This window comes from Kineococcus gypseus (genome assembly GCF_050871305.1).
Classification (GTDB): Bacteria; Actinomycetota; Actinomycetes; order Actinomycetales; family Kineococcaceae; genus Kineococcus; species Kineococcus gypseus.
The window spans coordinates 112,404-124,820 of the sequence record NZ_JBJLRD010000005.1 but is presented as its reverse complement, the minus strand read 5'-3'; the positions used below and the strand labels follow the sequence as shown (position 1 = coordinate 124,820).

Sequence of the window (12,417 nt, the reverse complement as noted above, 5' to 3'; positions counted from 1 at the left end):
GCCCAGCACCAGCGCGATCGTGGCGGGGGTGTCCGTGGCCACCCGCTGCACCGGGGCGGGCGGGTACGGCTCGTGCGTCATGCTCGGCTCCTGGGGGCTGTGGGGGGGGGGGGGGGGGGGGGGCCACCCCCCCCCCCCCCCCCCGGCGGGCGCTGCGCGTCAGGAGCAGTTCGTGCTGCGGTACTCGCTGATCGCCACGGTGGTGGTCGGCGCCGGGCACAGGAACTGCGTGTAGCGGGTGTCGTTGTCCACGTAGCGCTTGAGCCAGCTGATGCTGTACTTCGCGATCGTGGTGTTCGAGGAGTTCGGCGCGAAGTGGCTGGCCCCGCGCAGCTCCAGGTAGACCTTGTCGGTGGCGGTGGGGATCGAGCCGTAGAACGGCTCGGAGTGCGAGGCCACCGGCGCGGTGGAGTCGTCCTGGGCGCCGATGATGAGCGTCGGGGTGCTGATCTCGGGCCAGGTCTTGTCGGTGTTCCACGGCGTCAGCGGGATGGCCGCCTTGATGGACGGGTCGTCCTTGACGGCCTCGAGGGTGCCGCCGCCGCCCATGGAGTGGCCCATGACGGCCAGGCGGGTGGCGTCGATGCGGGCGCGCACGGTGCTGCGGGTGGTCAGGTAGGTCAGCGCGGCGCGCAGCTGGTCGCCGCGCGAGGAGGGCTGGTCGTAGCGGGAGTTCGTGTCGATCGTGAAGACCACGAAACCCTGCGAGGCCAGGCGCGGGCCGTACCAGGACATGCTCGACTGCGTCGCGGTGTAGCCCGGGGCGATCACCACGGCGCCGAACGTGCCGGCGGTGGTCGTGGTCGGGTAGTAGATCGTCCCGCCGCCGAAACCGGTGGCGCTGTAGCTGGAGACCGAGGTCTGCGAGACGGCGAAGGAGCCGCGGGTGGCCTCGACGCTGGCCGTCGTCGGCGCCGGGCCGCGCTCGTAGGGGTTGTCGGCGGCCTGCGCCGGCACGGCGCCCACGGCCAGCGGCACGGCGACGGCGGCGGCGGCCAGCGAGGCGCGCAGCCCGCGGACCGAGCGGCGGGACGGGGGCGTGAGGGTGTTCGGCATCGCGGTGCTCTCCAGGGGGCGTCGAGACGGGAGCGCCGTCGGGACGCGACGACCGGGTGGCGCCCGCTGCTCCCTCGCGCCGGCCGCCGCCCGGGAGCCCGACCCCCTGGCGCGGGGCACAAGCTAGCCATTGCCTGACCGACCGGTCAAGCAACTCCGAGGACCCCGCGCGGGCACGTGGCAGGAGGTTCACCCGCCGTTAGCCTCGCGCCGTGGAGGACGCGGGGAGCGAGAGCGAGGAGCGCGTGGACGGGCGGCGGCTGCGCTACCGGCACCGCCGCGAGGAGCTGCTGCAGGCCGCCACCGAGCACGTCCTCGAGCACGGCCTGGCCCAGCTGTCCCTGCGGCGCGTCGCCGAGCGCGCCGGCGTCAGCCACGCCGCGCTGCTGCACCACTTCGGCACCCGCGAGCAGCTCGTCGCCGAGATCGTCGAGCGGGTGCTGGACCGGGCCTTCACCGCCCCGCGGGTGCTCGAGGGCGAGCGGCGCGGCCCGGAGGAGGGCGGGCCGCTGCGCGCCCTGTGGCAGCAGGCCACCACCGGGCGCGGCGAGGCCTACGTGCGGCTGTTCCTGGCGATCACCGGGCACGCCCTGCACGACGAGGTGCTCGCCGCCGCGGTGCGCCGCTCGGTGCGCGAGCGCACGGGGCTGGTGGAGGCCGGGCTGGTGCGCGCCGGCTGCCCGGCGCCCGAGGCGGCGGCGCTGGCCACGGCGGTGCTGGGCACCATGCGCGGGCTGGTGCTGGACCGCCTCGTCACCGGCGACACCGCGCGCGTGGACGCCGCCTTCGAGGCGTTCGTGCAGGGCCTGGAGCGGCGGGGCGAGCGCTGGGGCCGCTGAGCGCGCTCCCGCTCCCCCGCCGCCCCCGCGGGCCCGGAGCCCTCAGGCGCCCAGCCCCAGCTCCCCGCGCAGCACGCTGTCCGAGGAGTGCCCCGGGTCGCCGTCCAGCGGCTCGCGGGAGACGTCCACCACCGCGAAGCGCGCCAGGTCCACCGACTCCGGCAGCGCCACCTGCAGGCGCTCGCCGGTCAGGGTGCCCAGGGACAGCAGCCCGCCGTCGGCGTCGAGCAGCCACACCTCCAGCACGCCGTCGCCCGGGGCGCTCACGTCGCGCACGTCGACCTCCAGGCGGCGGTGCCCGTCCACGGCGGCCACCGTGACCGCACCGGAGGCCGGGCCGCCGTCCAGCGGCTCCAGCGCCCCCGAGGCCAGCACCGCCGCGCCGGGCGGGGCGCCCGGCCCGGTCGGGGCGGTGGACGGCGCCGTGGAGGGGGCGCTGGAGGGGGCGGCGACCGGGGTGCCGCCGGGCTCGCCCAGCCGCGACCCGACCGCGCCCGCACCGGCGCCCACGACGAACGCGGCGGCCAGCGCCAGCCAGCGCCGCGCGCCCGCGCGGGGCGCCGCGGCGGGACGGACCGGGACGCCGGCCGCGCCCACCGCGGCGGGCTGGCGGGCGCCCGGGCCCGCGACGGGGCCCGCGGCGGGTGCCGCGACGGCGGGGGCGCCCGGGGAGGCGCTGACGCCGGTCTCGCGGGCCACCGCCTCCCAGGTGCCGGCCGGCACCGGCACGCCGGGCAGCTCCGGCGAGGAGCGGGCGGTGCTCACCACGGCCGCGGAGCGGGCCAGCTCGGCGCGGCAGCGGGCGCAGGCGGCCAGGTGCTCCTCGGCGCCGGGCACGCGCTCGCCCAGGGCGAGGAGGACCAGCTCGTCGTCCCCGAGGTGCGCGGCGGGCAGCTCCCCGGCCGGGGCGCCCTCGGGGTCACGAGGCGGCACGGTCCCCCTCCAGCCGGGTGCGCAGGCGCAGCAGGGACCGCCGCAGGTGGCTCTTGACGGTGCCGACGGGAAGGTCGGTGCGCCGGGCGATCTCCGTGTGGCTCAGCTCCTCGAAGAAGGCCAGCCGCAGCAGGGTGCGCTGCGGCTCGCCCAGGTGGTCCAGCTCGTCCAGCAGGACCAGCCGGTCGGCGGCCCGCTCGGCCGGGTCCGGCTCGGCCTGCAGCCGCGGGCCCGCCACCGCCTCGGGCTCGTCGGTGCTGACCTCCGCGTCGCGGTGGCGCGCGCGCAGCGCGTCGGCCACCCGGTGCCGGGTGATGCCCACCAGCCACGCCGGCAGCGACGAGCGCGCCGGGTCGTAGGTGCCGCGCGAGCGCCACGCGGCCACGAACACCGCCTGCACCACGTCCTGCGCGTCCGCCTCCGGCAGCCTGCGCAGCGCCAGGGCGTTGACCAGGGGCGCGAAGCGGCGGAAGACCTCCGCCAGCGCCCGCTCGTCGCCGGCGACCAGCGCGCGCGCCAGCGCGGCGTCGTCGACGGCCGCGGCCACCGCCGGCAGCGCGCCCGGGGCCGCGGCGGGCGCGGCGGGCGCGGGCCGCTCGGCGGCCGCGGCGACGGGGAGGCCGTCACCCAGGGCGACGGCGTCCGGGGTGGTCACGAGCTCCACGGTAGGGGTCACCGGTGCCTCCGCCAGTCGACGCGGCGCCGGCCGCGCGCGCCGTTCACGGCACCGGCTCGGCGACCACGACGACGTTCTCCTCGTAGCTGCGGGTGCGGCGGTCGAACTCGCCCCCGCAGGTGACCAGGACCAGCCGGGCGGGGCCGGTGCGCGCGAACAGCTCCGCCACCGGCAGCTCCTCCTTGACGAAGCGCTGGCGCGCGGTGACGGCGAAGGCGCGCACCGAGCCGTCGGCCAGGACGACCTCGACGCGCTGGCCGGCCTCGGCCCCCGCGAGCGGGTGCAGGGCGCCGGGGCCGTCGCGCACGGTGTCGACGTGCCCGACGACGACCGCCGAGCCGGGCGCGCCGGGCACCGGGCCGAAGCGGTACCAGCCCACCCGCCACGCCCGCTCGGGCACCTCGACGCCGCCGTCGGGCGCCACGCCGACGTCGACGACGGGCGCGTCCACGCCCAGGTCGGGCACCCGCAGCGCCACCGGGGCGACCACCGGGACCGGCGGGGCCGGCGCGGCGGGGCGCGCCGCGACCCGCGGGAGCGCCAGGCCGGCCGGGCCCGCGGGGGCGGCCGGGAGCGGGCGGCCCGGGTCTGGACCGCCCGCTCCGGGACCGGCCCCCGCGGCAGCGGTGGGGGCGGCGGGGGCGGCGGCGACCACGTCGCCGAACCCCGCCGCGGGGCGCTCGGCCCACCAGCCGCCCAGCAGCCCCGCGCCCAGCAGGGCGCAGGCCACCGGCAGCGCCCGACGGGCCCGCGACCTCACGCGCGGGCGCGCTGCGTCCTGCGCACCGCGGGCACCGCGGCACCGGCCAGCGCCACGGCGCCCGCCGCCGCGACCCACCACGGCAGGCCCGCCCCGGCGGTGCCGGCCTCGCCGGCGGCCACGCCGGAGGGCGAGGAGCCGTCCGCGTCGACCGTCTGCGTGGCCAGGGCCAGGTTGCCGTCGGCGGCCGAGCCCCACGCGTACACGACGGTCTCCACGCCCTCGGCCAGCGTCAGGTCGGCCGGGCCGATGGCCACCTGGTCGGTGCCGGCGAGGACCACGTCGGCGGAGACGGTGCCGGCGGGCACGTCGACGTCGGCCTCGTTCGGGTTGGTCAGCCCGCGCAGGACCGGCTGCCCGCCGGCGCGCACGTCCACGGCCGGGGCGGCGGCGACGTGGCGCACGGTCAGGCCCGCCTGCCCGGCCGCGAGCTGGCCGGGGTCGTTGACGAACGGGGTCAGCGTCGGGGTGCCCTCGGCGGACAGGTGCGCCACGACGGTGGCGTTCGCGCCGGCCAGCACGGCCACGTCGTCCGCGGAGATCGCCGGCTGGGTGGAGGCCGGGTCCGAGCCTGCCGGGTAGACGGCCAGGTCGTAGGAGCCGGCGGGCAGGCTCAGCGGGTCGGTCAGGGTGCCCGGGGTGAAGTCGCCGACGACCTCCTGGCCGTTGGCGTAGACGTCGACGGTCAGGCCGGGCACGCCGTGCAGGATCGAGACGGTGGCGTTGCCGGCGCTCGCGGCCGAGGCCCCGGCGGCGGGCAGGGCCAGCGCGACGGCGGGGGCGGCGGTCAGGGCGGCGAGAGCGAGAGCCTTGCGCACGGTGTCCTCCTCGTGGGGGGCGGGACCTCCTGCGGTCCCGCTCGTACCCCCTCCTGCGCGCGCAGGGGCGCCCCCGGATGCACCAGTGCTCAACTTCTTCCGGCGGCTCCCCCGGGACCCTCCCCGCGAGGGGCCCGCACGCGCGGGCGCCGCGGCCCCGGGGACCCGGGACCGCGGCGCTGGTGCTGCGGTGGTGGTGCGGTGCTGCGGTGCTGCGGTGCTGCGCTGGTGCTGCGGTCGCGCCGTGCGGTGCCGCTCAGCGGGAGAGCGCGAACACCGTGGTGGTGCGGTACTCCTCCCCCGGGCGCAGCACGGTGGAGGGGAAGGCCGGCTGGTTGGGCGAGTCCGGGAAGTGCTGCGTCTCCAGCGCCAGGCCGTCGCCCTGGCGGTAGACCGTGCCGGAGGTGCCCACCAGGGTGCCGTCGAGGAAGTTGCCGGAGTAGAACTGCAGGCCCGGCTCCGTCGTGGAGATCTTCAGCGTGCGGCCGCTGCGCGGGTCGCGCAGGACGGCGACCTCCTCCAGCTCGTCCTCGGTGCGGCGGTCCAGCACCCAGTTGTGGTCGTAGCCCTGGCCGAACAGGATCTGCTCGAACGGCTGGCGGATGCGCGCGCCGATCGCCGTGGGGCGGCGGAAGTCCATCGGCGTGCCCTCCACGGGCGCCAGCTCACCGGTGGGGATGAGCGTCTCGTCCACCGGCGTGTACCGGCTGGCGCGCATCGTCAGCTCGTGGTCGTAGATCGTGCCGCTGCCCTCGCCGGCGAGGTTCCAGTAGGTGTGGTTCGTCAGGTTGACGACCGTGGGCGCGTCGGTGGTGGCCAGGTAGTCCAGGCGCAGGCGGCCGAAGTGGTCGAGCAGGTAGGTGACCTCCACGGTCAGCTCCCCGGGGTAGCCCTGGTCGCCGTCGGGGCTGACCAGGCGCAGGCGCACGCCCACCGTGCGGTCGGGGCCGGTGACCGGCTCGGCGGCCCACACGCGCTTGTCGAACGAGTCCGTCCCGCCGTGCAGGGAGTTCTCGCCGTCGTTGAGGGGCACCTGGTACTGCTGCCCGTCGAGGGTGAAGCGGCCGCCGGCGATGCGGTTGCCGTAGCGGCCGATGAGCGCGCCGAAGTACGGGCCGGGGTTGTTGCCCTCGACGTAGCCGGCGAGGTCGTCGAAGCCGAGCACGACGTTGGTGCCGCGGCCCCCGCGGCCGCGGCGCCCGCCGAGCTCCAGGGTCTGCAGGATGCCGCCGTAGGTGAGCACGCGGGCGGTCACGTCGCCGTTGGCGAGCGTCCAGCGCTCCACGGCCGTGCCGTCGGGCAGGGTGCCCCACGGCTCGGAGGTGACCCCGGGCAGGCGGTGCCCGGGCGGCGGGGCCGCGGCGGCGGGTGCGGCGGAGGCGCCCGCCAGCGCCCCGGCGGCGGTGGCGGCCAGCACGACGCTGCGGCGGCTGATGTTCGGTGCGGTCATGGAGGGTCCCCTGTCTGAGCATCGTCGCTCGGGCAGCGGCAGCGCCGCTGCGGTGGCGCTCGGGAAGCTAGGGGCCCCCTGCAACGATGTCAACGGACCCGCGGCGGGCGGGCTCCGCGTCCGCGCCGGGGCGCAGGCGCTCGTGCAGCTCGGCCACCGCCGCGGGCAGCCGCTCGGCGGGCACCGGCGGGCACAGCCAGTACCCCTGGGCCTCGTCGCACCCGGCGCGCACCAGCGCCGACCACGCCGCGGCGGTCTCCACCCCCTCGGCCACCACGCCCAGGCCCAGCCGGTGGGCCAGCTGCACCGTGCCGGTCACGAGGTCGTCGTCGCGGCCGCCGGGGCGCAGGTGCTGGACGAACGAGCGGTCCACCTTCAGCGCCGTGGCCGGCAGCTCGCGCAGGTACGTCAACGTCGCGTGCCCGGTGCCGAAGTCGTCCACCGCGAGGCGGTGCCCGGCGTCGCGCAGCCGGCGCAGCACCGCCGGCACGCGCACCGGGTCGGCCAGGACCGCGGTCTCGGTGACCTCCAGCTCCAGGCGCCGCGCACCCACGCCGGCCCCGGCCAGGGCGCGCGCCAGCAGCTGCTCCAGGGGGGTGCCCAGCGCCCGCGCGGAGACGTTGACGGCCACGTCGAGCTCCAGGCCCGAGCGGCGCCAGCGCTCCAGGTCCTCCAGCGCGGTGCGCACCACCGCCTCCGTCAGCGGCAGCAGCACGGCGGAGCGCTCGGCGACCTCCAGGAACTGCGAGGGCGGCAGCAGGCCCAGCTCGGGGTGCTGCCAGCGCACCAGCGCCTCCACGCCCGTCACCCGGCCCGTCGCGCACGAGGTCTTCGGCTGGTAGTGCACGCGCAGCTGCCCCTGCGCCACGGCCCCGCGCAGCTGCCCGTGCAGCAGCAGGTGCCGGCCCGGGCGGTGGGCGAGCGCCTCGTCGTGCAGGCGCACCGGCACGCCCTCGCGGCGGGCCGCGGCCAGCGCCGCGCCGGCGCGGTGCAGCGCGTCCCCGGCGCCCGGCCCGGCCGCCGCCGCCAGGCCGACGGCCGCGGCGACCTCCAGGGGCACCCCGCCGGCGTCCAGCGGCACCTGCAGCGCCGCCAGCAGCGCCCGGGCCCGCGCCGCGGCGGCCGGGCCGCGCGCCTCGGCGCCGGTCAGCAGCACCGCGAAGGCGTCGTCACCCACCCGCGCGACGGCGCCGGGCACCTGCGCGTCCAGCGTGGCGCCGACCGCGGCCAGCAGCGCGTCCGCCGTGCCGCGCCCCAGCAGCTCCTCGACCTCGCCCACGCCCTCGACGCCGACGAGCAGGACCGTCGCCGCGGCGCCGGGCTCGGTGCGCGCCGCCGCGAGGGCGGCGGTGAAGGCGGCGCGGTTGGCCAGGCCCGTGAGCGGGTCCTCGCGGGCCGCGCGCTCCAGGACGGCCTCCGCCGCCCGGCGCCGCTGGTGCTCGCGCGCCAGCTGCCGCCCGCGCCGTGCGCCGAAGACGAGCATGAAGAGGTGCGAGAGGGCCAGGGCGAAGACGACGAGCCCGGCGGGGCTGCCCGGGTGGGTGTCGTCGAAGCGCACGACGTGGCGCAGCGGCTGCGCGTCGCGCAGCAGGACGGTCACCGCGAGCGTGAGCAGCACGACCAGCCCCGCCTCCGCGGCGACGCGGCGGCCCAGCCCCGGCGCCCGGCGCCGGGGCGGCCCGCCGTCGCCCGCACCGCTCACCGCTGGGGCATCGGCCGCCGGCACGCCGACCTGGAGCGCGCACCACCCGGTCGCCACACCGTCCCCCACCACCCGGGCGGTCCTCAGCCGCCGGGTGGCCGCCACCCGAGCAGGTCGCGCAGCGCCGCCTCGCGCAGCGAGAGCCCCTGCGCGGCGTCCAGCGGCGCGCTCGTGCCCGGCACCGAGGGGTCCCAGCGCGGGTACACCGGGGAGTCGTGCGCCGGCAGCCCCAGCAGCGCCACGGCCACCGCCGCCAGCTGCACCGGCACCGGCACCGGTGCGGGCCGCGGGACCCGGCCGGCGCGGCCGCCCCGCTGCGCGCGCGCCCGCTGCGCGCGCACCAGGCGCAGCAGGCACGCCAGGAACGTCAGCAGCGCCAGCGACCACCAGCGGCGGTGGTCCACGCCCACGGCGTGCAGGGCCAGCGCCAGGGCCGACGCCCAGGCGCCCGCGGCCGCCGCGGCGCGCGGCGCGGGCCGGCCCAGCGCCCACCAGGCCAGTGCGCCGGCGGCCGCGGCCAGGCCGCCGGTGACGAGCACGGCCAGCACCACGCCCTCCGGCTGCAGGTCGCGCACCCACCGCAGCTGCGCCCGCCAGGTGCCCGCCAGGGTGGTCACCGCGTTGGGGTCGCCCAGCACGGCCCCGGCCGCGGCGCCGCGCTCCAGGGCCGCCGCCACGGCCGCCGGCGGGGCCGGCACCAGCGCGCTGGCCAGCGCGAGCGCCAGGCCGGGGCCCAGCGCCACCAGCCCGGCGGCCGCCGCCCGGGCGCGCCGCCCGGGCAGCGCCTCGCGCACGCCCAGCAGCACGACCGGCACCGCCGCGGCGACGAGGAACTCCTCCGTCGCCGTGGCCGCCGCCACCAGCGCGGCGCTGAGCAGCGCGGTGGGCCACGCCCGGCGCCCGCGCCAGGGCAGCAGGGCCAGCACGGGCAGCACCACCCAGCCCAGCGCGTCGTAGCGGCCCAGGTCGTGGGCGAGCAGCGGCAGGGTCAGCGGCGAGGAGAGCACGACCGCCGCCAGCGCCGCGCGCCGCCAGGCGCCGCGGGCGGCGAGGACGAGGGCGGCGGTGAGCACCAGCGCACCGGCCGCGCCCGCCAGCGTCAGGCCCAGCGCGGCGCGCTGCGCCTGCGCGAGGTCGGGGGCACCGCCGACCGCGCGCGCCAGCACCTCACCGGGCAGGCCGCGGCGCACGAAGCCGGCGCCGTGGCCGAGCCAGTACTGCGAGAGCTGCCAGCCCTCCACGACCTGGAACGGGCCCCGCGCCGCGCGCACCGCCTCGCGCACGGCCGCGGCGGAGGTCAGCAGCGATCGCGCCAGGACGGCGAGCAGCACCGCCGCGCTCGCCCACGACACCCACGACGCCCACGACGCCGCCCGGGGGTGGCGCACGGCGCGCGCGCCTCAGCCCAGCCAGCCCTGGGCGGCCTCCAGGGCCCAGTACGTCAGCAGCACCTGCGCGCCGGCGCGGCGCAGCGCCAGCAGCGACTCCAGCGCGACCCGCTCGCGGTCCAGCGCCCCGGCCCGCGCGGCGAACTCGACCATCGCGTACTCGCCGGAGACCTGGTAGGCGGCCACCGGCACGTCGGCGACGTCGGCCACCGCGCGCAGCACGTCCAGGTACGGCAGGCCCGGCTTGACCATCACCAGGTCCGCGCCCTCGGCGAGGTCCAGGCGCAGCTCGCGCAGCGCCTCGGCGACGTTCGCGGCCGGGTCCTGCTGGTAGGTGCGCCGGTCCCCCGTCAGCTGCGAGTCCACGGCCTCGCGGAAGGGGCCGTAGAAGGCGCTGGCGTACTTCACCGCGTAGGCGAGCATCGCGACGTCGTCGCGGCCGGCGTCGTCCAGGACGGCGCGCAGGTGCCCGACCTGCCCGTCCATCATGCCGCTGGGGCCCAGCAGGTGCGCGCCCGCCGCGGCTTGCGCCAGCGCCATCGAGGCGTAGCGCTCCAGCGTGGCGTCGTTGTCGATCCGGCCGCGCTCGTCGAGCACGCCGCAGTGGCCGTGGTCGGTGAACTCGTCCAGGCACAGGTCGGCCATGACGACCAGCTCGTCGCCCACCGCCTCGCGCACGTCGGCCAGCGCGACGTTCAGGACGCCGTCGGGGTCGTCGGCGCCCGAGCCCACCGCGTCGCGCCGCTCCGGCACGCCGAAGAGCATGATCCCGCCCAGGCCGGCCGCGACGGCCTCCTTCGCGGTGGCCACCAGCGAGGCGCGGGTGTGCTGCACCACGCCGGGCAGGGTGCGCACCGGGCGCGGCTCGTCCAGGCCCTCGCGCACGAACGCCGGCAGCACCAGGTCGCCCGGGTGCAGGCGCACGTCGGTGACCAGCCGGCGCACCGCCGGCGTCGAGCGCAGCCGGCGCGGGCGCACCGGCAGCGCCGGCACGGCCCGGCGGGTGGGCTCCAGGGCGCTCACCGGGTGCGCCGGCGCGCGGCGGACTTGCGCTGGCTGGGCCGCAGCACCGGCTCGCCGGCCTCGGCCGCGGCCGCCCGCAGCTCCTCGCCGTAGGCGGCCAGGGCCTCCACGAGGGAGGCGGCGCTGGGCTCGGCGGCCAGCACGTCCACGCGCAGGCCGTGCTCCTCGGCGGTGCGCGCCGTGGCCGGGCCGATGCACGCAACCACCGTGGACGGGTGCGGCTTGCCCGCGATGCCCACGAGGTTGCGCACCGTGGAGCTGGAGGTGAAGACCACCGCGTCGAAGGCGCCCGTCTTGATCGCCTCGCGCACCGGGGCGGCCGGCGGCGCCGCGCGCACCGTGCGGTACGCGGTGACGTCGTCGACCTCCCAGCCGTTCTCCTGCAGGCCCGCCACCAGGGTGTCGGTGGCGATGTCCGCGCGCGGCAGGAAGACCCGGTCGATGGGGTCGAGCACCTCGTCGTAGGGCGGCCACGCGGCCAGCAGGCCCGTGGCGGACTGCTCGCCCTCGGGCAGCAGGTCCGGCTCGATGCCCCACTCGCGCAGCGCGTCGGCGGTCACCCCGCCGACCGCGGCGACCTTCAGGCCGGAGAAGGCGCGCGCGTCCAGGCCGTACTCGGTGAACTTCTCGCGCACCGCCCGCACCGCGTTGACGGAGGTGAAGCCGATCCACTCATAGCGACCGGTCACCAGGCCCTTGACGGCCTTCTCCATCTGCTGCGGCGTGCGCGGCGGCTCCACCGAGATGGTGGGCACGACCTCGGCGGTGGCGCCGTGCTCGGCCAGCAGCGCGGTGGTGCCCCCCGCCTGCTCCTTGGTGCGCGGCACCAGCACCCGCCAGCCGAACAGCGGCTTCGTCTCGTACCAGGACGCCTGCTCGCGCAGGCTGACGACGTCGCCGACCACGGCGGTCGTGGGCGAACCGTCGACGGCGGTGGCGATCGGCTCCAGCTCGCCGAGCGTGGTGGTGGTCGTCGACTGCGTCGTCGTGGTGCCGCGCGAGGTCAGCGCCACCGGGGTGGACGGCGCGCGCCCGGCCGCCAGCAGGCCGACGGCGGCCGCGGCGATGTCGTCGCCGGTGCCCAGCACCACCACGGTGGAGTCGGCCCCGGCGTGGTGCGACCAGTCCACCGAGCGGCCCGCGGGGTGCACCACGTGCACGCTCGTGGTGCCGGGGGCGGTCATCGGCACCCCGGCGTAGGCGGGCACCGCGCTGACCGCGGAGACCCCCGGCACGACGTCGAAGGCCACGCCGGCGCGGCGGCAGGCGGTGATCTCCTCGACGAGGCCGCCGAAGGTGGAGGGGTCGCCGTCCATGAGGCGCACCACGCGCCCGCCGGTGCGGGCCGCCTTGACGACCAGCTTGGCGCGCGCCGCGCGCGCGGGCGCGTCCTCGCCGGCCGCGGCGGCGGTGTCGACCACGAGCACGCCCGCGCGGGCGTGCTGGGCCACCAGCGCCTGGTGGGCGGCGCAGTCGACGACCACCGCGTCGGCGGCGGCCAGCAGCTCCGCGGCCCGCAGCGTCAGCAGGCCCGGGTCGCCCGGGCCGGCGCCGACGAACGAGACGTGGCCCAGCCGGCGGGCCGGGCCGGAGCCGGCCGCCCCGGAGCCGCGGCGCTGGCGCGCGGGCACAGCGGACCCGGTGCCGGTGCCGGAGGGGGCGTCGGGCCCCGTCCCGACCTCCGGCGCGGCGCCGGGGGCGGCGCCGGGCGCGGTGAGGACCTCGACCTCCGGGGCGGCGGCGGCGGGCGCCGGCACCGCCGGCAGCTCGCC

At 79.0% G+C, this 12,417-nt stretch carries 11 protein-coding genes; 1 reads left to right on the top strand and 10 read right to left on the bottom strand.

Going from position 1 to position 12,417, the window contains the following annotated elements; translation table 11 throughout:
• Window positions 1-159: 159 nt before the first annotated feature.
• Window positions 160-1,056: an alpha/beta hydrolase family protein gene (locus tag ACRYMN_RS03145; RefSeq protein ID WP_432491869.1), complete on the bottom strand. Its 897-nt coding sequence runs from the start codon at window positions 1,054-1,056 to the stop codon at window positions 160-162.
• A gap of 212 nt (window positions 1,057-1,268) precedes the next feature.
• On the opposite strand from ACRYMN_RS03145, the gene ACRYMN_RS03140 reads away from it, so the two are divergent.
• The gene (locus ACRYMN_RS03140; RefSeq protein WP_432491867.1) at window positions 1,269-1,895 is read left to right on the top strand and encodes a TetR/AcrR family transcriptional regulator; all 627 of its coding nucleotides are present in this window, start codon (window positions 1,269-1,271) and stop codon (window positions 1,893-1,895) included.
• Between the two features lie 42 nt (window positions 1,896-1,937).
• Here the strand turns inward: ACRYMN_RS03140 and ACRYMN_RS03135 are convergent, their stop codons facing one another.
• The 9 genes from ACRYMN_RS03135 to ACRYMN_RS03095 form a co-directional block, all read right to left on the bottom strand.
• Window positions 1,938-2,828: an anti-sigma factor gene (locus tag ACRYMN_RS03135; protein ID WP_432491865.1), complete on the bottom strand. Its 891-nt coding sequence runs from the start codon at window positions 2,826-2,828 to the stop codon at window positions 1,938-1,940.
• Entirely contained in the window at window positions 2,815-3,483 is a 669-nt protein-coding gene (locus tag ACRYMN_RS03130; RefSeq protein ID WP_432491863.1) for an RNA polymerase sigma factor, read from the bottom strand. Before ACRYMN_RS03130 ends, ACRYMN_RS03135 begins: the two co-directional genes overlap by 14 nt.
• 64 nt (window positions 3,484-3,547) lie before the next feature.
• A complete protein-coding gene (locus tag ACRYMN_RS03125; RefSeq protein ID WP_432491861.1) occupies window positions 3,548-4,264 on the bottom strand; it encodes a class F sortase in 717 nt (238 codons plus the stop codon).
• Window positions 4,261-5,082 (bottom strand): DUF4397 domain-containing protein, encoded by an 822-nt coding sequence (locus ACRYMN_RS03120; RefSeq protein ID WP_432491859.1) that lies wholly within the window; start codon window positions 5,080-5,082, stop codon window positions 4,261-4,263. The genes ACRYMN_RS03125 and ACRYMN_RS03120 overlap by 4 nt, the downstream gene beginning before the upstream one ends.
• 256 nt (window positions 5,083-5,338) lie before the next feature.
• A complete protein-coding gene (locus tag ACRYMN_RS03115; protein WP_432491857.1) occupies window positions 5,339-6,532 on the bottom strand; it encodes an aldose epimerase family protein in 1,194 nt (397 codons plus the stop codon).
• Window positions 6,533-6,599: 67 nt separating this feature from the next.
• Entirely contained in the window at window positions 6,600-8,234 is a 1,635-nt protein-coding gene (locus ACRYMN_RS03110) for an EAL domain-containing protein (protein ID WP_432491855.1), read from the bottom strand.
• Between the two features lie 83 nt (window positions 8,235-8,317).
• On the bottom strand, window positions 8,318-9,586 hold the full coding sequence (locus tag ACRYMN_RS03105; RefSeq protein ID WP_432491853.1) for a hypothetical protein: 1,269 nt from the start codon (window positions 9,584-9,586) through the stop codon (window positions 8,318-8,320).
• Window positions 9,587-9,634: 48 nt separating this feature from the next.
• Window positions 9,635-10,645 (bottom strand): porphobilinogen synthase, encoded by a 1,011-nt coding sequence (gene hemB, locus ACRYMN_RS03100; protein ID WP_432491851.1) that lies wholly within the window; start codon window positions 10,643-10,645, stop codon window positions 9,635-9,637.
• A complete protein-coding gene (locus ACRYMN_RS03095) occupies window positions 10,642-12,276 on the bottom strand; it encodes a bifunctional uroporphyrinogen-III C-methyltransferase/uroporphyrinogen-III synthase (protein WP_432491887.1) in 1,635 nt (544 codons plus the stop codon). The genes hemB and ACRYMN_RS03095 overlap by 4 nt, the downstream gene beginning before the upstream one ends.
• Window positions 12,277-12,417 lie beyond the last annotated feature (141 nt).

Bases quoted from the DNA above. Each gene is read 5' to 3' on its own strand.
- ACRYMN_RS03145 (WP_432491869.1), bottom strand. From the start codon at position 1,056: ATGCCGAACACCCTCACGCCCCCGTCCCGCCGCTCGGTCCGCGGGCTG.
- ACRYMN_RS03115 (WP_432491857.1), bottom strand. From the start codon at position 6,532: ATGACCGCACCGAACATCAGCCGCCGCAGCGTCGTGCTGGCCGCCACC.